The 22,940-nt window shown below is 66.4% G+C and carries 25 protein-coding genes; 12 read left to right on the forward strand and 13 right to left on the reverse strand.

The features are described 5' to 3' along the window. The first annotated feature begins 131 nt into the window (after positions 1-131). Positions 132-1,517 (forward strand): permease, encoded by a 1,386-nt coding sequence (locus tag G9C83_RS13955; protein WP_167246921.1) that lies wholly within the window; start codon positions 132-134, stop codon positions 1,515-1,517. Between the two features lie 129 nt (positions 1,518-1,646). Then, positions 1,647-2,096 (forward strand): universal stress protein, encoded by a 450-nt coding sequence (locus G9C83_RS13960; RefSeq protein WP_167246923.1) that lies wholly within the window; start codon positions 1,647-1,649, stop codon positions 2,094-2,096. Positions 2,097-2,106: 10 nt separating this feature from the next. On the opposite strand, the gene G9C83_RS13965 is transcribed toward G9C83_RS13960, so the two are convergent. After that, a complete protein-coding gene (locus tag G9C83_RS13965; protein ID WP_167246925.1) occupies positions 2,107-2,499 on the reverse strand; it encodes an SHOCT domain-containing protein in 393 nt (130 codons plus the stop codon). Between the two features lie 30 nt (positions 2,500-2,529). Then, on the reverse strand, positions 2,530-3,090 hold the full coding sequence (locus G9C83_RS13970) for a DoxX family protein (protein ID WP_167246927.1): 561 nt from the start codon (positions 3,088-3,090) through the stop codon (positions 2,530-2,532). 114 nt (positions 3,091-3,204) lie between these two features. Here G9C83_RS13970 and G9C83_RS13975 point away from each other — a divergent pair, with 114 nt between their 5' ends. Beyond that, entirely contained in the window at positions 3,205-3,555 is a 351-nt protein-coding gene (locus tag G9C83_RS13975) for a winged helix-turn-helix domain-containing protein (RefSeq protein WP_167246929.1), read from the forward strand. A gap of 3 nt (positions 3,556-3,558) precedes the next feature. Then, positions 3,559-3,834 carry a hypothetical protein gene (locus tag G9C83_RS13980; RefSeq protein WP_167246931.1) on the forward strand — a complete coding sequence of 92 codons (276 nt, stop codon included), beginning with the start codon at positions 3,559-3,561 and terminating at the stop codon, positions 3,832-3,834. A gap of 58 nt (positions 3,835-3,892) precedes the next feature. Here G9C83_RS13980 and G9C83_RS13985 read toward each other — a convergent pair whose 3' ends face one another. The 4 genes from G9C83_RS13985 to G9C83_RS14000 form a co-directional block, all read right to left on the reverse strand. Further along, on the reverse strand, positions 3,893-4,348 hold the full coding sequence (locus G9C83_RS13985; protein WP_167246933.1) for a DUF2267 domain-containing protein: 456 nt from the start codon (positions 4,346-4,348) through the stop codon (positions 3,893-3,895). Positions 4,349-4,444: 96 nt separating this feature from the next. Next, positions 4,445-5,305: a universal stress protein gene (locus G9C83_RS13990; RefSeq protein ID WP_167246935.1), complete on the reverse strand. Its 861-nt coding sequence runs from the start codon at positions 5,303-5,305 to the stop codon at positions 4,445-4,447. A 159-nt stretch (positions 5,306-5,464) separates the two neighbouring features. Beyond that, the gene (locus G9C83_RS13995) at positions 5,465-5,833 is read right to left on the reverse strand and encodes a hypothetical protein (protein WP_167246937.1); all 369 of its coding nucleotides are present in this window, start codon (positions 5,831-5,833) and stop codon (positions 5,465-5,467) included. Between the two features lie 160 nt (positions 5,834-5,993). Further along, on the reverse strand, positions 5,994-6,848 hold the full coding sequence (locus G9C83_RS14000; protein ID WP_167246939.1) for a universal stress protein: 855 nt from the start codon (positions 6,846-6,848) through the stop codon (positions 5,994-5,996). Positions 6,849-7,052: 204 nt separating this feature from the next. On the opposite strand from G9C83_RS14000, the gene G9C83_RS14005 reads away from it, so the two are divergent. Both G9C83_RS14005 and G9C83_RS14010 read left to right on the forward strand, forming a co-directional pair. Then, positions 7,053-7,949 (forward strand): universal stress protein, encoded by an 897-nt coding sequence (locus tag G9C83_RS14005; protein WP_167246941.1) that lies wholly within the window; start codon positions 7,053-7,055, stop codon positions 7,947-7,949. Between the two features lie 72 nt (positions 7,950-8,021). Beyond that, the gene (locus tag G9C83_RS14010) at positions 8,022-8,453 is read left to right on the forward strand and encodes a universal stress protein (RefSeq protein WP_167246943.1); all 432 of its coding nucleotides are present in this window, start codon (positions 8,022-8,024) and stop codon (positions 8,451-8,453) included. 21 nt (positions 8,454-8,474) lie between these two features. Here G9C83_RS14010 and G9C83_RS14015 read toward each other — a convergent pair whose 3' ends face one another. Further along, positions 8,475-8,717, reverse strand: coding sequence for an amphi-Trp domain-containing protein (locus tag G9C83_RS14015; protein WP_167246945.1), 243 nt, complete (start codon positions 8,715-8,717; stop codon positions 8,475-8,477). Between the two features lie 145 nt (positions 8,718-8,862). Then, positions 8,863-9,294, reverse strand: a complete 432-nt coding sequence (locus G9C83_RS14020; RefSeq protein WP_167246947.1) for a pyridoxamine 5'-phosphate oxidase family protein — start codon at positions 9,292-9,294, stop codon at positions 8,863-8,865. A 210-nt stretch (positions 9,295-9,504) separates the two neighbouring features. Here G9C83_RS14020 and G9C83_RS14025 point away from each other — a divergent pair, with 210 nt between their 5' ends. Continuing rightward, positions 9,505-9,861 (forward strand): hypothetical protein, encoded by a 357-nt coding sequence (locus G9C83_RS14025; RefSeq protein WP_167245713.1) that lies wholly within the window; start codon positions 9,505-9,507, stop codon positions 9,859-9,861. A 252-nt stretch (positions 9,862-10,113) separates the two neighbouring features. Here G9C83_RS14025 and G9C83_RS14030 read toward each other — a convergent pair whose 3' ends face one another. Beyond that, positions 10,114-11,010, reverse strand: a complete 897-nt coding sequence (locus tag G9C83_RS14030) for a type II CAAX endopeptidase family protein (protein WP_167246949.1) — start codon at positions 11,008-11,010, stop codon at positions 10,114-10,116. A gap of 314 nt (positions 11,011-11,324) precedes the next feature. On the opposite strand from G9C83_RS14030, the gene G9C83_RS14035 reads away from it, so the two are divergent. Beyond that, entirely contained in the window at positions 11,325-13,496 is a 2,172-nt protein-coding gene (locus tag G9C83_RS14035) for a heavy metal translocating P-type ATPase (RefSeq protein WP_167246951.1), read from the forward strand. Between the two features lie 142 nt (positions 13,497-13,638). On the opposite strand, the gene nirK is transcribed toward G9C83_RS14035, so the two are convergent. After that, positions 13,639-14,727 (reverse strand): copper-containing nitrite reductase, encoded by a 1,089-nt coding sequence (gene nirK, locus G9C83_RS14040; protein ID WP_167246953.1) that lies wholly within the window; start codon positions 14,725-14,727, stop codon positions 13,639-13,641. Between the two features lie 159 nt (positions 14,728-14,886). Between nirK and G9C83_RS14045 the strand changes: the two genes are divergently transcribed. After that, positions 14,887-15,837, forward strand: a complete 951-nt coding sequence (locus G9C83_RS14045) for a halocyanin domain-containing protein (protein WP_208288744.1) — start codon at positions 14,887-14,889, stop codon at positions 15,835-15,837. A 64-nt stretch (positions 15,838-15,901) separates the two neighbouring features. On the opposite strand, the gene G9C83_RS14050 is transcribed toward G9C83_RS14045, so the two are convergent. Further along, positions 15,902-17,248, reverse strand: coding sequence for a sulfatase (locus G9C83_RS14050; protein ID WP_167246957.1), 1,347 nt, complete (start codon positions 17,246-17,248; stop codon positions 15,902-15,904). Between the two features lie 233 nt (positions 17,249-17,481). Between G9C83_RS14050 and G9C83_RS14055 the strand changes: the two genes are divergently transcribed. Beyond that, complete coding sequence (locus G9C83_RS14055; RefSeq protein ID WP_167246959.1) at positions 17,482-18,996, forward strand: phosphoenolpyruvate carboxykinase (ATP); 1,515 nt, start codon at positions 17,482-17,484, stop codon at positions 18,994-18,996. Positions 18,997-19,049: 53 nt separating this feature from the next. Here the strand turns inward: G9C83_RS14055 and G9C83_RS14060 are convergent, their stop codons facing one another. Together G9C83_RS14060 and G9C83_RS14065 are read right to left on the reverse strand one after the other, a co-directional pair. Further along, the gene (locus G9C83_RS14060; protein WP_167246961.1) at positions 19,050-20,162 is read right to left on the reverse strand and encodes an alanine--glyoxylate aminotransferase family protein; all 1,113 of its coding nucleotides are present in this window, start codon (positions 20,160-20,162) and stop codon (positions 19,050-19,052) included. A gap of 95 nt (positions 20,163-20,257) precedes the next feature. After that, positions 20,258-20,707: a TRAM domain-containing protein gene (locus G9C83_RS14065; protein ID WP_167246963.1), complete on the reverse strand. Its 450-nt coding sequence runs from the start codon at positions 20,705-20,707 to the stop codon at positions 20,258-20,260. Between the two features lie 187 nt (positions 20,708-20,894). Between G9C83_RS14065 and G9C83_RS14070 the strand changes: the two genes are divergently transcribed. Beyond that, positions 20,895-21,890: a hypothetical protein gene (locus G9C83_RS14070; protein WP_167246965.1), complete on the forward strand. Its 996-nt coding sequence runs from the start codon at positions 20,895-20,897 to the stop codon at positions 21,888-21,890. Further along, positions 21,887-22,180: a hypothetical protein gene (locus G9C83_RS14075; protein ID WP_243838035.1), complete on the forward strand. Its 294-nt coding sequence runs from the start codon at positions 21,887-21,889 to the stop codon at positions 22,178-22,180. Before G9C83_RS14070 ends, G9C83_RS14075 begins: the two co-directional genes overlap by 4 nt. Positions 22,181-22,940 lie beyond the last annotated feature (760 nt).

Consider the following 22,940-nt stretch of genomic DNA (forward strand, 5'->3'; position numbering starts at 1 on the left):
TTTGCTGGATTCCTCGCTCGTTCTACTAGCCCTCTCCCGGTGGCGAGCTTAGAATCCCGAATTACTGCCGTCCCGATAGTGGGCATCTTCTAGGGGGAACTGCAATAGACGACCCCTGCAATGATACAACTATGCAGGTGGCGATACTCGACGGCGTTCTCGAATCCCTCCGCATCGGGTTCGGGTTCCTCTGGACGGCGGCGTGGGCGATCATCATGGGACTCACGGTCACGAGTCTCGTCCAGGTCTACGTCTCGAAGGAGCGGATGGCACAGGTGCTGGGCGACGGCGACCTGAACGGACTCGTCAAGGCGACCGCGTTCGGCGCGGCGAGCAGCGGCTGTAGTTTCGGGGCCGTCGCCATCGCGAAGGGGTTGTTCAAGAAGGGCGCACACGCGGTGAACTTCCTCGCGTTCATGTTCGCGTCGACGAATCTCATCGTCGAACTCGGGCTGATGATCCTGATCCTGCTGGGCTGGGAGTTCCTCGTCGCCGAGTTACTCGGCGGCCTCGTCCTCATCGCCGTGATGGCGGTCATCGTCCACCTGACGCTCCCCGAGACCCTCTTCGACGAGGTCCGGGAGGCCATGAACGAGCGCGACCGCGAGTCGGGTGTCAGCGAGGATCCGACCTGCGGGATGGAGGGGAAAGACGAGTACACGCTCACGACCGACGGCGGCGAGACGCTGAAATTCTGCTCGGAGGGCTGTATGGAGACCTACCGCCAGGAGACGTCGAGTAGCGGCGGGTGGCGCGAGGAGTTGCTGTCGTGGGGCGGCTGGTACAAGGTCGGGAACCAGTACCGCAAGGAGTGGTCGATGATCTGGACGGACGTCGTCGCGGGCTTCCTGATCTCGGGGTTCGTCATCGTCTTCGTCCCGCAGTGGGTCTGGAACACGCTGTTCGTCCAGGGGGACGGCTTGCTCGTGACCGCAGAGAACGCGGTCATGGGCGTCGCTATCGCCGTCCTCAGTTTCGTCGGGAGCATGGGCAACGTCCCGTTCGCCGTCGCGCTCTGGGGCGGCGGCATCAGCTTCGCGGGCGTCATCGCGTTCGTCTACGCCGACCTCATCACGATTCCCGTGTTGAACGTCTACCGGAAGTACTACGGCTGGAAGATCATGCTGTACATCCTCGGCGTCTTCTTCGTGACGATGGCGTTCACCGGCTTCCTCATGGAGCTGCTGTTCGACGCGCTCGGCATCGTCCCGGACCTGGCCGGCGGCGAGACGGCGACCGAGCAGACGTACTTCGAGCTCAACTACACGTTCTACCTCAATATTATCGCCTTCGCGGTCTCCGGGTTCCTCCTGTACGTGTACCGCCGCGGCCTCGGCGCGCCCGGCCAGTACCGCGACCCCGTCTGTGGCATGCGGACCGACGACAGCGAGCCGGCGGCGACACACGACGGCGAGACGTACTACTTCTGCTCGCAGACCTGCAAGGAGACCTTCGAGGAAGACCCCGACGAGTACGCCACCGGACACCCGATGGTGATGGACGACCACGACCACTGAGCGGCAGTCGCTCCACGTGCACCGCACGGCGGACGCCGTCGTTCACTCGGTGGCCGTGATCCGCCTGCATCCTGCCCGGTGGTAATCAGAGGGCGGTTTTATTGGGGAGGGCTCGCGACGTCAAGTCGAATGTACGACAAGATTCTGCTCTCGACCGACGGCACAGTCGCGTCCGAACAGGCCGAATCGCACGCCATCGACCTCGCGAACGCCCACGGCGCTGTCCTGCACGTCCTCTACGTCGTCGACGAGGACGTCGTGACCGCGTACAGCGGCGACGAGTACGTCGACGAAGCCGAGGGGCCCGAGCACGGCCTCGAAGAACACGGCGAGGAGACGCTCGCGGAACTCCGCGAGCGCGCGTCGGAACAGGGCATCGACGTCGAGACGGCGATACAGCACGGTCAGCCCGCGGAGGCGATCGTCGAAGTCGCCGACGAGCAGGACGCGGACCTGCTCGTACTCGGCACCAAGCGGCGGCCGGACGAGTACCGGGCGCTCCTCGGGAGCGTCACCGACCGCGTCCTCCGGCTGACGACCCGGCCGGCGACTGTCGTGAAAACGGAAGTCAGCGAGTAGCGAAGCGGGGTCAGCGGCTCTCGTCGTCCGCGAGCCGCGAGCGCCGGCGTTCGAACTCTTCGTCGTCGACCTCGCCGCGGGCGTACTGCTCCCGGAGGACGGCGAGTGCGCCGTCCTCGCTACGGCTCCCGCCAGCAGAGCGCGTCGCCAGCCGGTAGACGAGATAGGCAGGAATCGCGAGGAGAACAGTCATCCAGAGGAGCCCGAAGAACAGCATCCCCCAGCCTGGTAGGCCCCACCCGGACATGTGGCCGTCGGTCCACGTACCGCCGGCGTGCCACATCCCCCTTCCCGGCATCGCCCCGTGCGTCAGGGCGACGCCGGCGACGGTCGCGAGCGCGAGCGCTCCGACGGCAACGAGGACGAGGGGGCCGAGACCGCGTGTACGAAGTAGGTTAGTCATGGGTATGCGGGAGGGGCGGTGCCTCGGCGTTCAGCCGAGGACGTATTCGAGGACGGGGTAGCGCTCGACGAGCGCTTCGCCGCCGACCTCGTACTGTTCGATGTACTGGTCGAGCCCGAGGATGCGGCCCGCGGCGAACGCGGCGACCGCGAGGAACACGAGCATGTACGCGAAGTCCCCGTTGATGAACCCGTGACTCACGTCCCAGTTCCCGAAGTAGAACATGAGCATCATGAGCGCGCCGAAGAACGCCGCGAGGCGGACGAGCGCGCCGACGAGCAGGCCCAGACCGATGAACAGCTCGCCCCACGGCACGGCGACGTTCGCGAACTCGACGAACCACGGCGTCGACCCCATCCACGCGAACACGCCCGCGAGCGGGTTGCCGTTCGTCGCCGCGACGTTCGAGAGGTAGCCGCCGGCGCCGAACTCGCCGGTGATCTTCGTGAACCCGGAGTACGCGAACGCGTACCCCATCATGAGACGGAGCGCGAGCACGAACCACGCGCTGAGGCTGTGGACTTTCCCGCCGACGGTCAGTCCGCCGACTCTGCTCTCGAGCTGGTTCATGCCTGAATCGAGTGTGGACATAGTTATTGCACCTTCAACTAACAGTAGGCGGGTAGCGACGATATAGTAGTGAGTCGCTGTTCTGGGTGGGAAAACCGGGGGGCTATATTACCCCGCCTGCGCGAGTACTGGCGTGTGACCGAGGAGTCCGACCCGTCGGAGATCTTCGCCACCCTCGACGACGAGTACGCCCGCGACATCCTCGTGGCGACGAAGACCGACCGACTGTCCGCGAAGGAACTCAGCGAGGAATGTGACATGTCACGCCCGACCGTCTCGCGCCGTGTCACCCGCCTCGTCGAGCAGGGGTTCCTCGAGGAGTACACGCACGTCGATCCCGGCGGACGGCATTACAGCGAGTACGAGGCGTGCCTCGAACGCGTCGAAGTCCGCCTCGAGGCAGGGGGCTTCGACGTCCAGATCGACGTCCGGGCGGACCCCGCCGACCGGATCACGACTATCTTCGAGGAGATGCGGGGGGACTGACTCATGGAACACACGCTATTCGTCATCGGCAAACTGTTCACGACCGCGCTGGCACTGGTCGTCGCCTATCAGGCCTACCGCGGATACCGACGACACCACACCCAGTTACTGCTGTACGTCGCGGTCGGCTTCGCATTAGTCGGGCTCGGCGGCCTCCTCGAGGGCGTGCTCTTCGAGGTCCTCCAGGTGTCGATATTCCAGGCGGGGTTCGTCGCGGCGCTCGTCACCGCAGCAGGGATGCTGTCCATCTTGTACGCCCTCTACGCCCCCAACCCCTGAGTCTCCGGCCCGAGTGCGCTACGGAACCAGGCCGCCCGTAACTCGGTCGCGACCGACGCTACTCGTCACCGCTCGCCTGCGGGCTGCCACCAGTCTGCGCTCCTTCGGCGTCACCCCAGCCGCCCGCGTCGACGACTCCGAACAGCTTCTCCCAGCTCTCGTCCGCGGGGAGTTGGTCGCGGAGCTGGCGGAAGTCCGACGCCGGCACCTGGGTCTCGACGAAGTCGACGACGACCTGCGCGTGGTAGGCGGCGTCGGTACGGTCGGCTCCCTCGATGTCGCTGACCCGGGTGACGAACTCCTGCCAGTCGAAGCGCTGACCGTGCTCGTCGACGGGACCGGTGAGATACCACTTGATCTCCATCGGCAGCGAGCCCGCGAGGTCGGCGGCGTTCCCCTCGGGGATGCGCTGGCCGAGCGTCGATAGCGTCGCGCGAATCGCGCGCACGGTCTCGCCGGTGTCGGAGAACTCGAGGCGATGCTGGAGTTCGCCGGTGAATTCGTCGAAGTTCATACCAGAAACTACTACCTGACCGTGTATAGTTATAGGGGCGTAGCGCGACGCCGAACGCGGCCCGAGGGGCGACGCCGGTTCAATAGGCGAGAACGATCACTCGTCGTGAGTGACCGTTATCACGGGGACTGGCGCCGTACGCACCGTCTGCTCGGCGACGCTGCCGAGGAGAATCCGCCCGACCCCCTGGCGGCCAGTCGTTCCCATCACGACGACGTCCGTATCGAGGTCGTCGATGGCCGACGCGATGGTGTCCGCAGGCGCGCCGTGTTCGACGTGCGTGTGGACGGCGGGGACGTCGTAGCTCTCGGCCACTCCGGCGACGTCGGCGATGGCGTCGCGCGCAGGCTGTTCGAGTTCCGCCGTCGACAGCACGGACCGGATATCGGGCCCCAGTGACCTGTCGTCGACGACCGAGAGGACGTGAACGGCCGCGTCGAGCGAGGCCGCGAGCTCTAGCGCGTGTCTGGCGGCGTGCAGCGCCGCGTCGCTCCCGTCCGTTGGCACGAGGACGCGCTCGTAGGGGAACGTGAGCCGGTCGGTGGCTCGCAGCCGCGCCGTGAGCACGGGCACGCTGGACAGCCGCACGACTTTCTCCGTGACGCTCCCCAGAAGGTACCGTGAGAGGCCGCTGCGAGCGTGCGTCGGCAACACGATCAGCTCGTAGTCGTTCCGTTCGGCGTACTCCACGATGGTTTCGGCCGGACTCCCCCGAACGACGTCGGTCCCGTAGTCGACACCCCGCGACGCGAACGTGCTCGCGACGTCGTCGACGATACCCTCCCCCTCTCGTTCCAGCGCACCGACGACGTCCGCGGTGGTACTCTTGCGGGTCGTGTCCGCGACGAACAACACCTGTACGGTGGCTCCGGTCTCCTGCGCGAGCGCGGCCGCGTGCCTGTGGATTTCGGTCACCGATTCGCTGTCGTCGATTGGGAGCAGAATCCGGTCGTACATCCTCGTGGATCGAACTTCGGTAGACGACAGCATAGTAGTTTACACGACGTACCGCCAGACGCACACACACCACGTCGACCGGAGCGCCTTCGTGTGGCGCTCGAAGCGAGCCACAGCGAAGGCGTACAGTCACCGGACCTACTGGTTCCGGCGGGAGAGCTACGCGCCCGTGGCTGCCGCCTCACTACGGACGAATAGATAGATTCCGAGCGCGACGAACCCCACCGCGACGATCCCGGTGCGAACACCGACGAGAAAGTAGTCCATCCCCGAAAGCGACCAGAGGACACCCAGGTACACAGCGAGGCTAGCGCCTAACAGGTAGAGAATGGGGCGCCAGTACGACGTCCAGTAGAGCAGCGGACCGACGAGGAGAGCGAGCGCGATTACGGTGAACTGGATGGCGCGCCCGCCCGGGGTGAACGGGGCGAATACACCCAGATAGAGGTGGATGCCTGCGAGGGTGAGACTCAGTACGAGAAACACGAGCCGTGACGGATCTAGCGACTCCCGGGAGCTATCCGTCATGGCTTACCTCGGCAGATTCCGTTGGGCACCGCATTGTGAGGATGACTCATGTCGTGTTAGTGAAACGGGGTCTCCCCGGCAGGCCCAAGCCATTCAATTCGTCTCCTGTATTCGGCGATTCTTTCATGACTCTGCGTGTCGGACCGCTGGATTGCTAAACTCACTCTGATTGGCGAACCGTCATCACGGGTACTGGTGACGTACGCACCGTTTTCTCCGTAACACTCCCGAGGAGGTATCTCTCGATGCCACTGCGGCCGTGCGTCCCCATCGTGACGAGATCGATACCGTGTTCGTCTACGTACGAGTGGATCGCCCGGTATGGATTCCCGTGTTCGACCGCGGTTTCGACTCCGGCGATGGATGCTCTGGCAGCCTGCTCTTCGACGGTTTCCACGGCGTCCCGGGCTGCTTCTTCGAGTGATTCGAGGACCGTCTCGGAACGCACGTCGACGCCCAGCGACGCCGTCTCGACGACGGAGAGCGCGTGTATACGGGAACCGTATTTACTGGCGACGTCGACGGCGGGCCCGATAGCAGCCGCAGCCCCCTCGCTCCCGTCCGTCGGGACTAGGATGTCCGTGTAGGGGTACGTGACTGCGTCATTTGCCGCGCTCACCGTCAACACTGGCACGTCCGAGAGCCGGACGACTTTCTCGGTGACGCTCCCGAGGAGGTACCGTTCGACACCGGTCCGGCCGTGCGTTCCCATCACGACGAGGTCGATGTCCTGTTCGGTTACGTACTGTAGAATCGCCTTGTGAGGGACGTCGGTGAGGACGACCGGCTTCGCCGATAGACCACCAGAAGAGAGTTCCGCAGACGTGTTCTCCGCGACTTCCGTGTGTTCTCTCTTCACGTCGTCGTAGTGCGGGCCGTGCTCTATCGTCCGTGGATCGACCACGCACAACGCGTGTACAGTGGCGCCGTAGCGCGCCCCCAGGTCTTCGGCGTAGCCGACGGCCGTTTCGGCACAGTCGCTGCCGTCGGTCGGAACGAGGATGTTGTCGAACATCGCAGCTGGCCTACAATTCGGCCGCGACCCACATCAAGGGGTGGTACGCATCCCCCTCCAACTGAGCGTGTGGCAACTGTATCGAACGTTCGAATCACGCCTCGAAGCCGAAACCGGAACAGCCCACCCTACAGCCACCAGAACGTCGCGCCGACCGGAGCGTCCCGGAAAACGTGAAGAGAGTGGGCGTCGAATCTCGAGAGCATGTACGACCGGATCGTGGTCCCCGTCGATGGAAGTGACGAGGCCAGGCACGCAGCGAGGCGTGGTCTCGAACTCGCCCGAGTCTTCGACGCGACTGTCCACGTGCTTCACGTGGTCGAACGGAAAGCGCTGCGGCTGACAGAAACCGCCAGTGAGAAAACACGACTCGGAGAGCGGGGCGAGGAGCTCCTGAGCGAAATCGCGGACCTCGCAGCGGAGTTCGACCGCCCCGTGACCACGCATCTGACTGACGGCAAGCCCGGGGTCGAAATTAGTGAGTTTGCGGACGAACAGAACGCCGACCTGATCGTCGTTGGGCGACAGGGCTTGACCGGACTCGGGAAGCGACTCCTGGGTGGCGTCACCGAACACGTCCTCCACCGGAGTGACGTCCCCGTGTTCGTCGTCCCCCGTGAGAACCACGAGTCCGAGAAGCGCGCGGGCTACTCCCGGGTACTCGTCCCGACGGATGGAAGTGAGAGCGCCGAGGCGGCTACCCCGCACGGCGTGGCGATCGCACGTCACTTCGACTCGACGATTCACGTCCTCAACGTCATAGACCTACAGGCTGCGGGAGGCGCGTTTAACGCGGGCGGCCTAGACAAAGCGTTCATCGAACGGCTGGAGACGAGGGGGCGAGACGCTGTCGGCAGGGTCGCCGACGAGATCAGCAGAACTGCCACGGACGTCGAGGTACAGACCGCCGTCGAACGGACCACGTCGTACAAGGGCGCCGCTGCGGGCGTTCAGGACTACGTGAAGAACGACGAGATCGACGTCGTCGTGATGAGTTCCCACGGCCGGTCCAACCTCGAACGCCAGCTCATCGGAAGCGTCGCTTCGACCGTTCTTCGGACAGTCGATGTCCCGGTGTTGGTCGTCAAGCGGCCTTCGTGACGTTGGCAATCCGGCCGTGGAACCGATCGTGTACCCTCCGGAGTCTTTGCTCTGGCCCCTGTAGTGACCGCTATGTACGACCACATCCTCGTTGCGACCGACGGAAGCGCCACTGCACAGCGAGCGTCGGCCCACGCGGTCGAGTTAGCCGGGCAAGCCGGAGCGGACCTCCACGCCGTGTACGTCATCGAGACGAGAACGGGCTACGACAACGCGATCGTCGATCCCGAAGTCGTCCGTCAAAACTTCCAAGAGGAAGGCGAAGCGGCTCTGGCCGCTATCGAAGACCAGGCCGGTCCGGCCCTCGCCGTGACGACCGCGATTCGAGAAGGCGTCCCCCACGAGGAGGTCCTCGCGCACGTCGACGAGAACGACGTCGGGCTCGTGGTCGTGGGGTCGAAAGGGCGTTCGGCATTCAAGACCCGGTTGCTCGGCAGCACGGCGGAAGCGGTCTTACACTCGGCCCGTGTGCCGGTCTTAGTGGTCAACGACAACGTCCCCTAGACGCTCCGCGACCGGCCGACCTCACTCCGTCCATCGGACCTCGTACTCGAGTTCGTAGCGTTGCTCACCGGTCTCCGAATCCGTGAGCCGCTCGAGTTCGACCTCGAACTGGGGTTCCTCCGGGACAGTAACGGTTTGCTCTCCGGTGTCACTCACTAACTCGACAGGCCCCGATTCGATTTGATCCGCGGCGTCGCGTAACGCCTCGGCGATCCCCGTTCTCGTGGCCGATTTCTCCGTTTTGAAGAGCACTTCTTCTGGCATCAGTGCTCAGTACGTCGTCGACCCCGATATAGCCGGAGGGGGGTTCGGGGTGGGCGCTCCCGTCTCGATTCGATGCGCTCTCCCGGGCGCACCGACGTGCGGCCCTTCCGAGTTGCGGAACCTCGCGTTCGCGTACCACGGCCGCCTACTCGATGGTTTTTCGACCGATAACGGCCTCCATCGCGAGATCGTATACGGAGAAATCGACGCTCTCGATGGCTTCGTCGAACACGCGAAACGGCGGAAACCAGTCGTTGAGCGTGGCCTCGTCGACGTCCCCCTCCCACTCCCGGACTCGCCCACGAACGTGAATGCTCCACGACTCGTTCGTCGACGCCTCGTAACACACGAACGTGGCAGTCTCCGTCGATTCGAGGAACCGCCCCTTCTCGCTCTCATCGTCGTGCTCGCTCACTCGGAGCAGGAACCGCTCGCCGTCGTAGTGATAGCTCAGCGGAACCGCGTACGCATCGTTGTCGCTCGCTAACCCCAGCACACCGTGTTCGCCCGCCCGCAGGTGGTCGTCGACTTCCGGCTCGGTCATGCCGCTGGTGTATACGTACTCGACGTGCTCCATAGAGAACGACACGTGACGGAAACCCAAATAGGCTCCTCGGCGACGAGGTCCGATCGACCGGCTTCCCGCCCGACACCTCGAACGCCGGCACGTTTCGACCCGGGTCGCACCTGCTACTATCGCCTTCACGCGACCGAACGCACAGCCGCGTGCTGCGACCCCCGGAGACTGTAGGATGATTTATAAGACGCTCGCCGGAATAGCGACGCCATGAACGCGAGACCCGCGGCAGCAGCGCTCGGCGCTGGCATCACGGCCTTCCTCATCGTCGCCGTCGCCGTTATCGAACTGTTGCCCGTCGAGTTCTCGGCACTCGTCGGCCTCCCGGTCGGCCTGCTCGCCGGAGGCGCGATCTTCGCGGTCGTCGCCAGCAGATACGGCGCCCTCACCACGAAGTCCCGATACGCGGTGGACGCGGCGGCAGCGTTCGGACTCGCCGTCGCCGTCACTCTGGCGGTCAGTTACGTGAACCTCGCCGGCCTCCGCTCCGACCTCTCAGTCGAGGTGACCGTCGTCGTCGGTGTGCTCGCAGCGATCCTGTCTGTGCTGGTCAACTGGCGAACGTAGTGCCACGACGACCCAGGCCGCCCCCTCGTCCCGAATCTCTATCCACCCTCGGCTATCACGAACGTATGTTCGTGCGGTTCCACGACACTGAGGCGACATCGGCACGGGCGGTGGTGAGCTGACGTGGCAGCGACTCGTTCGACGGTTTCCTCGTTGTGGCTGTCGTGGTGACCGCACTGGTCGTCTCCGTCCCGATTCCAGGGCTGTCCACGGCGGGGTCGTTCGCGCTCGCTACCACGGCGTTCGCCGCGATTATCCCTCCGGCGGGAGGCCGGCGGATTCGCGGCCCGGCGGCTCGCGGTTCGCCAGCCGCTGCGGTCCGTAGACGACGACGAGGAGGAGCGCGATCAGCACGAGCGGTACGGCACCGGTGAGTTCGGCGAGGAGGTTCAGCCACGGGTCGGGGACGCCGTTCGGGACGAGCGCGTCCGGGTCAGCGGGGTGGTAGATACCCATCGCGTTGATGCCGGCGTGGAAGACGGCGACGGCGAGGACGCTCCCGCCGGTGCTGTTGTACATCCACGTCCAGAGGACCGACCCGGCGAGAATCGAGACCATCCAGAGGAGCTGCTGGGAGAGCGGCCATCCGCCGTGGGTCGTCGTGGCGTTGAGGAACAGCGGGAGGTGCCAGCCGGCCCACGTGACCCCGACGAGGAGGCTGGCGGCGAGCGCGCTGTACCGTTCCTGGAGCACGGGGAGCATGAATCCGCGCCAGCCGAGGTCTTCCTGTCCGCCGCCCCAGACGGTCCCCCACGCTATCGCGAACAGGTAGATGAACGGCGACTCCATCGAGGAGAAGTCGACCGGCCCGCCGGCGAGCACGAACAGGACGACGACGAGGGCGAGCACGGCGAACGGCAGCAGAATCGCGACGGCCCACCACTTCGCGCCGATCCGCCACTTGAACATCTGTGAGACCCACGTTCGGAGGCTACCGCCGCTCGCCCAGACGACGACTGCCGCACCGGCTGGCGGGCCGAACCCGCCGAATCCGATGAGGATGGAGTGCGTCCACGACGCTTCCATCCCGGAGTATGCGAGACCGCCCTGGATGACCCACGTGAACGAATAGGCGATGGCGACGAACGCGGCCACCCGGTGGCGGTCGATCCACGCGCGGGCACCAGCGTCTCGGGTCGATTCCGTCATCGGTGGTCCGTGGGCTTCGGTTCGTGCACGTTCCGCCCGGCGGTGTGAGTGGTCACACTCTGAGTCCGCCCACCGCGCTGAAAAAGTTTGTGTGAAGGATGACATATTGTCGGGGCCGTGGACGCCTGCAGGCCGTCGTCGACGGTCACGTGCAGCGACTCTCCCTCGTCTCGACTGCGACGTGGGCCTCGAACGGGTCGCGCTCTACGGCGGTGCACTCCCAGCTCCAACCGGTCGCTGGGTTGAGTCGATTCACCCGGGATTTATCTCCGCGACGCCCGCCAGTAGACGTACCGCGTTCGACCGTGTCGAAGATGATCTCGGACGAAACCCCGCCGTCGACCTGCACGCTCGCCATCGAGTCGCGCGGCGGCCGGAGCGAATCCGGCGCCCGCGCTCTCGAGCGGGCGCTACAGCGGACAGCCGGGGTCAGCGACGTCGACGCCTCGTTCCGCTCCGGCCAGGTCCGGATCACGTTCGACGGCGACGTCACGTCCGAAGCTGAACTCGCCCGAGCGGTCGAAAACCACGGTGTCTCACTGCGAGACGACACGGATGCCGGTGGCAGCCGAACGCAGTCAGACCTCCGCCGCGAATCGGTGTTCGTCGCGCTGACGTTCGCTGGAATGATCGGCGGGCTGGTCGCAGGGTGGCTCGACGTCCCGAGCGTCGTCTCACAGCTCAGCTACGTCGTCGCGTACGCTTTCGGCGGCTGGTACGGACTCAAGGGCGCTGTCGAGACGCTCCGGCACCGGGCGGTCGACATCGACCTATTGATGATCGTCGCCGCGCTCGGCGCGTTCTCGATCGGCGCACCGTTCGAGGGCGCGATGCTGTTGTTCCTGTTCTCGCTGTCGAACGTCCTCCAGCACTACGCCATCGGGCGGTCGCGGCGGGCGATCAAGTCGCTCGTGGAGATGCGACCCGACACTGCACGGGTGCTCCGCGACGGGGAGGCCGTCACCGTCCCCATCGACGACGTCGCAGTCGACGACGTGTTCGTCGTTCGGCCCGGCGACCGCATCCCGCTCGACGGCACCGTCGAATCCGGCGAGAGCACGGTGGACGAGGCCGCTCTCACGGGCGAGTCGATGCCCGTCCCGAAACAGCCCGGTGACGAGGTCTTCGGCGGGACGATCAACGAGAGCGGCAGTCTCGAAATCCGAGTGACGCGGCAGGCCCACGAGTCGGCGATCACCCGGCTCATCCACATGGTCGAGGAGGCGCAGAGCGAGAAAGCACCGACACAGCGACTCATCGACCGGCTCGAGCAACCGTACGTGCTCGGTGTGTTCGCGCTCACCACCGCGGCCATCGCAGTTCCGCTCGCTCTCGGCGCCGAGTTCACGAGCACGTTCTACCGGGCGATGACGCTCATGGTCGCGGCCTCGCCGTGTGCCGTCATCATCTCCACGCCGGCGGCTGTCCTCTCGGCAATCGCGTCGGGTGGGCGGCAGGGCGTTCTCTTCAAGGGCGGCGAACACGTCGAAGCGGCGGCGACCATCGACGCCGTCGCCTTCGACAAGACGGGGACGCTCACCGAAGGCAACACGCAACTGACTGACGTACTTGTCCGGGACAGTCCGGGGAGCGACTCGCTCGACGAAGCGCAGCTGCTCTCGCTGACTGCGGCCGTCCAGTCGCGGTCGGAACACCACTTGGCCGAGGCGACTGTGGACGCGGCCGCCGAACGAGGAGTCGACGTTCCCGAAGCAACTGGGTTCCAGGCGGCCGCCGGCAAGGGCGTACGGGCGGCCGTCCGGGACGACGTCGTTCACATCGGGAACCGCAGTTACCTCGAGACGGTCCTCGGGGACGCGTCGGTCGACGGGCTAGATGTCGGGCTGGACACGATGGCGGACTTGGAGAACGAGGGGAAGACGAGCGTGGTCGTCGTCCGGGAGACTGACGACCGGGTCCGAGTCCTCGGCTGGCTCGCGTTCACGGACACCGTCCGCCCCGGAGCCGCGGACATGGTCGAGCGGCTCCGAGCGTTGGGCGTCGACCACGTCGTCATGCTGACCGGGGACAACGAGCGCGTCGCCAACCGTGTCGCTGACGAGGTCGGCATCGACGAGGTGCAGGCCGCACTCCTGCCGGAGGAGAAAGTCGACAGCGTCGAGGAGCTGGTGTCTCGCTACGAGAACGTCGCGATGGTCGGCGACGGCGTCAACGACGCGCCGGCACTGGCGACCGCGACACTCGGCATCGCAATGGGCGGCGCCGGGACCGACGTCGCGCTCGAAACGGCCGACGTCGTCCTGATGGGCGACGACATCAGCAAGATCCCCTACGTCCTCGGTCTCGGCCGCAAGACACGCCGGACGCTCACGGTCAACCTCGCGATCGCCTTCGGCGCAATCGCGCTCATGGTCGGCACGATTCTCCTTCGAGGCATCCCGTTACCCCTCGCCGTGGTCGGACACGAAGGTTCGACGGTGCTCGTCTCGCTGAACGGACTGCGACTGCTCGGATTCCGCGAGTAGGAGCGCTGTCGAGGCACGGGCCACGACCACTACGTCCACATCCCGGTTGCGGGACTCCCAGTGACACGGGAGGACACCGCGGGGAGGCGACGATTCATGACCGACAGTACGCCGCGTCGGAGGAAACGCGGCCGGAGAGCGGTCACCCGCTCGGGTCGAAGACCTCCGGGTTCTCCGGACCCTCGGCGGTGACGACCGCCAGCGCTCCCTTGCGTGCGACCCGCGAGAGCGCGTGGTCGACGAGCTTGAAGTCCCCGGGCACGGGGAACGACATCGTCGCGACGCACGCGCTACCCGGGAGCACCGGCGTCGTCTGCACGTACCGGCCGGGTTCGCTCGCGAGCGCGCCCTGCGCCCAGACCTCGTCCCAGACGCTCCCGATGGGGTGGAAGCTCGACAGCAGGTTCGGGCCGCCGACGCCGTAGAACACCCGCGCGGTCTCGCCCGTGCGGACGTTCATCTCGGCGTAGTTCTCCGGCGTGATGGCGTACTTCTCGCCGTTCATCAGCACGTACGTCGGGTCCTCGCGGGCCATCCACCCGAAGTCGAACTCGTGGTGGCCCTCCTGGCCGGTCGCGCCGTTCGTGTAGAGCTCGTGCTGGCCGAGGTAGAACTCGTGGTCGACTTCCGGGAGCCCCTCCTCGGGCTCGACGAGGATGAGACCGAACATCCCGCCGGAGATGTGGTAGTCGACGTTCGCGACCGCGCAGTGGTAGATGAACGCGCCCGGGTACGTCACCTTGAACTGGAGGTGTTTCTCCTCGCCGGGGGCGACGTTCGTGTCCTCGGCGCCGCCGCCGGGCCCGCGGCACGCGTGGAAGTCGACGTTGTGCGTCATCGAGCTGTCCTCGTGGTTCCGGATCGTCAGGTCGACGGTGTCGCCGACGCGCGTGCGGACGAGCGGGCCGGGAATCTGCCCGTCGAAGGTCATGTACGTGAACGTGACGCCGGGCTCGACCTCCGCGACGACCTCGCGGGTCTCCAGTTCGACCTCGACGGTCGCGGGCTCGGACCGCGCGATCGGTCCCGGGATGTCGCGCGGGTCCGCGGCGACGCGGTCGACGTCGACGGCTCTGGCGTCGTCGAGGTCGGGGTCGTCCTGCTGGAGCGGCAGCGGCTCGGTCTGGACGTCGTCCGCCGTCAGCGTGCCGACCGTGCAGCCGGCCAGTGCCATCGTTCCGCCCACGCCGGCCGCCTGCAGTACGCGTCGCCGCGTCGTCGTGTATGTCATGAGTGGCTCCTCTACGTTCCCATAAGAGCACGTACGACATATAGACAGAATACCCTTCTTGGCTTCTAAGAAACAACTTCGCAGGCTATACTACCCCATCACGAATGTGTGACTATGACCGCGAAGACTCCCGGGCGACCGATCGGACGGCGGCGATTCGTGCAGGCCACGACGGCGCTCGCCGTCGGCGGCGCGGCACTGACGACCGCACGCCCCGCGCGAGCGCAGTCCGAGACCGACCTCGAAGCGTGGTTCGAGAACGTCTCGAACTACGACGGCGTCGTCGACGAGCGCGGCGCGAGCACGGTCCCCGTCGCGGTCGGCGCGTCCGGAAACGGCGGCGGGTTCGCGTTCGGTCCGGCCGCCGTCCGCGTCGACCCCGGGACGACGGTCCGCTGGGAGTGGACCGGCGACGGCGGCATGCACAACGTCGCGGCGACCGACGACGCCTACGAGAGCGACCTCGTCGACGCCGAAGGTGAGACCTTCGAGTGGACGTTCGAGGCGGAGGGCGTGTCTCGGTACGTCTGCGTCCCCCACGAGGCGATGGGGATGAAGGGCGCGATTGTCGTCGGCGACGTGGACGTCGGCGTGGAGACGGCCGACCCCGAGTACGTCGCCCGAGAGCCCGACTACGGCGACTGGTTCGACGGCGTCGAGGGCTTCGACGGGACGGTCGACGTGCGCGGCCGCGAGGAGGTCCGCGTTACCGTCGCCGGCGGCGGCTCCGGCGCGTTTTCGCCGCCGGCGGTCCACGTCGACCCCGGCACCCGCGTCGTCTGGGAGTGGGACGGCGACACCGACCACGCCGTCGCAGCGGCCGACGGCAGTTACGAGAGCCCGGAGCAGGCGAGCGGCACGTGGGGGCTCGTCTTCGACGGCACGGGCGTCAGCAGGTACGCGAGCTCCGCGGACGCCGACGCGATGCGCGGGGCCGTCGTCGTCGGCGACGTCTTCGGGAGCGTCCACGAGGTGTCGACGACGCAGCTCGGCGTGCTGGGCGCGGTCGGTGCGGCGCTGCTGTCGCCGCTGGCGTTCGCGGCCTTCCTCTGGTCGCGCGGCCCCGACCTGGACCGCCCGAAGCCGAGGCAGCCGCGACCCCGGCCCTGACGCCGTCCGCTCGCGGAGACGCGACGCGTCGGCCGTTTGGCCGAACCCAACCCGTAGCGGCTGGCTACGCGAGCCCGTCGAACATCCGGTGGTAGTCCTTCGGTTTCACCGGGCCGTCGAGCAGCGGGTCGTCGGTCTCGTGCATCCACCGGCCGAGCTTCGAGCGGAGCCGCTCGCGGACCTGCGCGTACGCCACGTCGCGGGCGACGTTCTCCTGTTCGTCCGGGTCGGCTTCGAGGTCGTAGAGCTCCTCGTAGACGCGTGACGGGCGTCCGTACCGTCCGCGGACCTCACGGCCGGCGCGGCTCGCGTAGACGTCGTTCGGGAGGAACACCCGAGGGACGTGCCAGAACTTCCGGATGTACTTGTACCGTTCCGTGCGGACCGCACGCACCGGGTTGTAGGAGTCGTGCCACGTCATCTCCGCGAACAGCTCCTCGCGGGGGTAGTAGACGCGGTCGTCGAAGATGGGGAGGAGGCTGTGTCCGTCGAGATTCGCCGGCACGTCGCCAGCGACGAGGTCGAGCAGCGTCGGCAGGACGTCGACGTTGCTCACGAGCTGCTCGGGGGCGGCTCCGGCGTCGATCTCCGGCGGGTACCGCAGTATCAGGCAGCCCTCGATGCCGGGGTCGTAGCAGGTGCCTTTCGCTCGCGGGAACGCGATGCCGTGCTCGGTCGTGAACACGACCACCGTGTCGTCGGCGAAGCCGGTGGTTTCGAGCGCGTCGAGAATCGTCCCGACGGCGTCGTCGACGGCGGACACCATCCCGTGCATCGCCGCCAGGTCCTCGCGGACGCCCGGCTCGTCGGGCAGGTAGCTGGGGACGTCGACGCTGTCCGGGTCGTCGCCGTCGTAGCCGTCGCCGAACCCGTAGAGGACGTCGCCCTCCTCGTCGTCTTCGCCGGTCTCGATGCGGTGAGCTTCGAAGAAGCCGATTGACGCGAAGAACGGCGACTCGATGCCGGTATCGAGGTACGACGTGACGATGTCCGCGACGTCCCGCGCGCGGTTGATGGAGTGGATCGCGGGTGAGACGTCCGCCGACAGCGACCCCGCCGTGTGTACTTCGTCGTAGCCGAGTTCGTCCGGCGTCTCCGTGATGTGCTGGAGGCCGAACAGGTGGGTCTCGTAGCCGTACTCGGAGAGCCGGTACGGGAGTATCTGCCTGGTGGTGAGCTCCCAGTCGGTGTGCGCGAGCCCGAGCAGCCCGTGGTTGTGCGGGTAGAGCCCGGTGAAGAGGCTGCCGCGGCTCGGCGAGCACTGCGGCGCGGTCGTGTAGTGGTTCTCGAACCGCGCGCCCTCTTCGGCCAGCCGGTCGACGTTCGGCGTCTCGACGTCGGCGCCGTAACAGCCCAGGTGCTGGCCGAGGTCGTGGCAGTGTACGACGACGACGTTCGGAGGCGGAGCCATAACGACACTACGACGACGACGCCAATAAATCACGTGACGGAACTGACACTCCCGGCCAGTGCCTGTTACTGGGGCGACGAGTCGACGCCTTCGGGGGCGCTGTCGACCGGCGTTCTCTCTCCGAACTCGCTCCCGCTCTTGCCGAAAAAGGAACACCCGTCCGAATGAATCTTCTTCACCGAACCCCCCGGTCTCAACAAGCTTATTAAACTATCTCGCCGATTACAGCGTAAATGGAACGGCTCAGCAGCGCCCCGAAGCCGGCGGACTACCCGGACCCGGAGACAGCCGAACACGTCACCTACAATCCCCCGCTGGAGGCACTCCGCGAGTTCTCCGCGCACGTCGAGACGACGACGGAGTACGGCTCGCCGTCGTACGTCAGCGACTACCGCTCGCGCAGCGCCGACCGGACCGAGAACGCCGTCGACGCCGACTTCGGCGACGACGACCTCGCCGTCTTCGAGGACGGCCTCGACTGGGTGACCGACCCCGACAACGACGTCGTCTGCGTCGACCGCGTGGTCGGCCGCCATCCCGACGCCTCCTACGTCTGCCGGCTGTTCCTCCCCGAGGAGTACGGGCGCATCGCGCTCTCGTGGGCGAAGCTGCTGGAGCCCGCAGCGGGCGCCGACCCCGACTTCGTCACCGTCCAGGTCCCGGACGCCACCGACGAGCCGTGCATCCGCGTCGACCCCGAGACCGGCGTCACGACCGTGCTCGGCAGCGACTACACGGGCGAGGCGAAGAAGTCCTTTCTGCGGCTGTTCATGCTGCGCGCGAAAGAACGGGGCGGGCTCGGCCTCCACGCCGGCAGCAAGCGCGTCACCCTCGACGACGAGGACGGCCGCCGCGACGTCGGCCAGCTCTTCCTCGGACTCTCCGGGACGGGGAAGTCCACGCTGACGAGCCACGGCCTCTGGCTGGACGACCCGGAGGGCGTGGAGATGATTCAGGACGACGTCTGCGGCCTGCTTCCTTCTGGGACGGTCGCGGGCAGCGAGGGCGGCGGCCTCTACATCAAGACCCTCGGACTCGACGCCGACGAACAGCCCGAACTCCACGGCGCCGCCACCGACGAGAGCGCGGTCCTGGAGAACGTCGCGGTCGACGACGACGGCGCCGTCCACTTCGACGAGCCGCGGTACGGTCGCAACGCCCGCGCCGTCGTCCGCCGCGACCACCTCGAGAGTTCCGCTGACGACATCGACCTGGACCGCGTCGACCAGGTGTTCTTCATCACGCGCAACCCCCTGATGCCGCCTATCGCGAAGCTCAGCGACGAGCAGGCCGCCGTCGCGTTCATGCTCGGGGAGTCCATCGAGACCAGCGCCGGTGACCCGTCGCGGGTCGGCGAATCCATCCGCGTCGTCGGTACGAACCCCTTCATCGTCGGCTCCGAGGGCGAGGAGGGCAACCGCTTCCGGGCCCTCATCGACGACCTCGACGTCCAGTGTTACGTCATCAACACCGGCGCCGTCGGCACCGACGACCCCGTCGACGTCGGCGTCGAGGAGACCGTCGCCATCCTCGAAGGCGTCGCTCGCGGCACCGTCGAGTGGGAGCGCGACGACGCCGTCGACCTGACCGTCCCGAGCGACGTGCCGGGTATCGACGTCGAGCAGTTCAGCGTCCCGGACCGCGTCGAGGACTTCGAGGCCGCCCAATCTGAGCTCCGCGAGGAGCGGCTGGCCTACCTCGCGCAGTTCGACGACCTCGACGACGACATCGTCGACGCGACGTACTGACGAAGAGAACTGTTCCGTCGGAACGGTAGTGGTGCGGTGCGGCCGCCCGCGGCTCAGAGGCCGGCTTCGTCCTCGATGGCGTCGGTGAGCGTCTCGATGCTGTCGACGGTGTGCTCGCCCATGTGCCCGATGCGGAACGTGCGCTCGCCGAGCGTGGAGCCGTAGCCGTTCGAGAACACCATGTCGTACTCCTCGGAGACCGCCTCGATGGTCGCCGCGACGTCGATGCCCCGCGTGTTCTCGATGCAGCTCACGGTCTGGGACTCGTAGCCCTCCTCCGGGAAGACGTCGAAGTGCTCGCGCGCCCACTCGCGGGTGTACTCGGCCATCTCGCGGTGGCGCTGGTCGCGGGCGTCGTGGCCCTCCTCGAGCATGTGCTTCATCTGCTTGCGGTACGCCAGCATCACGGGGATCGCGGGCGTCGAGTGCGTCTGGCCCTTGCGGTCGTAGTAGTCGAGCGAGCGCTGGAAGCCGCCGTACCAGGACGCCGACTCGGACTCGACTTCGCGCTCGTAGGCGTCGTCGCTGACGACGCAGACCGCGAGCCCCGGCGGCATCGCGAACGCCTTCTGGACGGACGTGAAGATGACGTCGATGTCGTGTTCGTCGATGTCGACGTAGTCGCCGCCGAGCGCGGAGACGGCGTCCACGACGAACAGCGTCTCCGGGTAGTCCGCGACCACGTCACCGATCTCCTCGATGGGGTTGCGGACGCCGGTCGAGCTCTCGTTCATCACGCACGTCACGACGTCGTAGTCGGCGTCGTCGGCTTCCAGAGCGTCCCGGACGTCGCCGGGCTTGACCGCCTGCCCCCAGTCGTATTCGAGCGTGTCGACGTTCTTCCCGAGCCGTTCGGCGACGTTCGCCTGCCGCTCGCTGAAGCTCCCGCAGGTCGTCACGAGCACGTCCTCGTCGACGAGGTTCAGGAGCGCGCTCTCCATGAACTCCGTCCCGGACGCCGTCAGCACGATGACGTCGTTGTCGGTGCCGAGGAACGTCTTCGTGTCCTCCACGATGGTCGTGTAGAGGTCCGTCATCCGGTCCATGCGGTGGCCGAACATCGGCTGGCTCATCGCGTCGAGGACGTCCTCGCGGACTTCGGTCGGCCCGGGAATGTACAGCGTCTTGTCCGGGTAGTCCCCGGTGTACTCTCGTTTCTGGGTCATGTGAGCGGTCGGATACGGTCCAATTCAGGGCAGGACGGGATGTGTGTTTTGATTAGCGCATACTACGTCGCGACTCCTCGCGGCGGGCCTCGGCCTCAGATGACTTCGGGCTCGCTGACGGGTTCGGCGAACGCCACGGAGTCTTTCACGTCCGTGATCTCGACGTCGACGCGGTCGCCCGGCTGGGTGCCCGGCACGATGACGATGAACCCGCGCTCGACCTTCGCGATGCCGTCGCCCTGGTCGCCGAGCGTGTCGATGGTCACCGACCGGACTGACCCCTCCTCCACGGGCGGGTCGCGGCTCTGCCTGACGCTCGACGAGCGCGCGTCTGCCGACCGCGCGGTCGGCTCCTCGTCCGTCTCCGCCTCGGTGGCAGATTCGGCCGCGTCTGTCGGCGCGTCCAGCAGCGCCACGCGGAACACGTCGCCCGCGTCGACCGAGTTCGCGACGGCGCCCTTCGGAATCGAGACGACGTACTCGTCGCCGCGGTCTTCGAGCTCGGCTTCGTAGAGCAGTCGGAGCGAGTCAGGAATAACAGGCATTGGTCGACGTTGCCGCGCCTCGCTAATGGAGATTGGGATATGTCGCGTGCGTTTACTGCCCGCGGTCCGGGACGCAGAACTCCCGAAATCCGGGGGGTCAGCTACCGGCGGCGACTCGGCGCCGGACGCCGCGACTGTCGGCGAAGCCACCACAAGAGCCTTGCCGGCCCGCTGAAAGCTGTCAGCTATGGGTCGTGAACGAGTCCTCGCTGTCGGCATCGCGGTCGTCGTCCTCGCCGCTGCGGCGGTGATGGTCGCCGTTCCCGGCGTGTTCGCGGACGACGACCCCGAGGACGCTCGCCCGGGATACGCCGACATCGAGGAGGTGACGATCGCTACCGGTGAGGTCTCCGACGGGACAGTCACCCTGTCGGTGACGTCGTACCTCGACCACCGCGGCGGCACCTCGGAGAACGTCAGCGTGCTCGTCCGCGCCGTCGACCTCGAATCCGGCTTCGTCGAGGCGACCCGAGAGACCACCGTCAGCGACATCACCGGGGACCGCGAGGTCGCCGTCCCCACGAACGTCTCCGTCGCCCGCGAGGGCGGCTACCGCGTCGACGCCGTCCTGTACAGCGACGAGCGGCGCGTCGGCTCGGTCTCGAAGACCGTTCGCGGCGTCGGCACCGTGCAGGCCGGCGGTCGCGTCGCGTTCCACGAGTTCGCCGCCGGACTCCCGTCGGTCCAGTACTCGGTCGCCGACGCGGGTCCGAACCGGACGGCGCTGGACGTCTCGACGTACCTCACTAACAGCGGCGCCGAACCCGCGGGCCCCGTGGCCGTCGAGCTGGTCGTTCGGCAGGCGGACTCGAACATCGTGGCGTCCCGAACGACCGTCTCGGTCGCTGACGTCGGGCCCGGGGAGACGATCGCGCCCAACGCGACGGTCACCGTGCCCGCGGGCTACAACTACTACCTCGACGCGGTCCTCCGGAAGGGCGGCGTCGTCGTGGACACGGCGCGCAGCGCGGCGAACCTCGACCCGCAGGAGCGCATCGAGGTCAACACGACCGTCGAGGACGTCGACCTCCGGGTGGAGGACTTCGAACGCACGGGCGGTCAAGAACAGCCGCGGCCGACCGGTGGCGGCGAGAGCGGCGGGGGCGTGCCCGGGTTCGGTCCGGGTGTCGCTGTCGCGGCGTTCGCGCTCGCGGCACTCGTCGCGCGGAGGACACGCTCATGACCAGTAACGACTCCGACACACCACGGGCGGACTCGACGCGAACCGACGCACCGACAGACGACGGGCGTGACGTGCGCACCCTCCTGCTGAAGGGCGCACTGGTCGTGCTCGGCTTGCTCGCGGTCGTCGCGCTCTTCCAGTTCTACACGAGCGCGCTGTCGGCCATCGACCAGTGGATCGGCCGGGAGTACCGAGCGCTGTTCCGCGCCGCGTTCAACCTCGTCGTCCTGCTCGCCGCCGGCATCGGCATCTCGCTCGTCGTCCGCGAACTCACGGCGACGACGAGGTAGCCCTCGGGGCGTCGGTACCGGACGCGCTCAGCCCGCGGGCCCTGAATAGTACTCGAATTGTCTATTACAGAATGTCATATGAATATTGGTAGTTTAGTGTCGGCGAATCCGTCTTTAGAAGGCTATTCACATAAGAAAACAATCAGTAAAATCGGGGGTGGCCGCGGATGTCATCAACCAGAATGCCTAAACAGGGTATAGGGGTGATAGAAGCGATAAAAGAGGGATTCGGTTTGTTCTGGAATCTGGTTCGGCCATCGAATATGGTTCAACCTGATGTGAGTGTAATTCCGGTGAATACGCACTACAAGCCTGTATATCCTGGATTGCCTCGATATCACTCTGCTGGTTCCATGGGGCACACGTATAGATTATATATCATCCTCTGTACTGGGTGATGTGCCAAACAAATCAAATCGTACCAAAATACAATATATTATAGCGAAATGAGCGAAACGGCGTCTACTCGACTCCACCGGCTTCTCCAGCCATCGCGCCAGACGAGAATAACGGAAGTACTGTTGTTATACTAGGGCCGGTGTCGTGAGTGACGGCCCGATCGGCATCTAGGTCGAGACGCGTTATCCATATACGAACAGTGGAGGCGAGGGCCCGTCGAAGAGGTGGATGATAGCCCCCGGCGCGACGGATCGGTGTTCCAGAATCGGCCAAAGTGACGCCTCGCAACCGAGAGATCTTCGAATCGAGGGTGGCGAGGGGAGCGGCGGCTCGACGGCCGACGCCGCCCTCGTTCACTAAT

This window comes from Halobacterium sp. R2-5 (assembly GCF_011734195.1).
GTDB lineage: Archaea > Halobacteriota > Halobacteria > Halobacteriales > Halobacteriaceae > Halobacterium.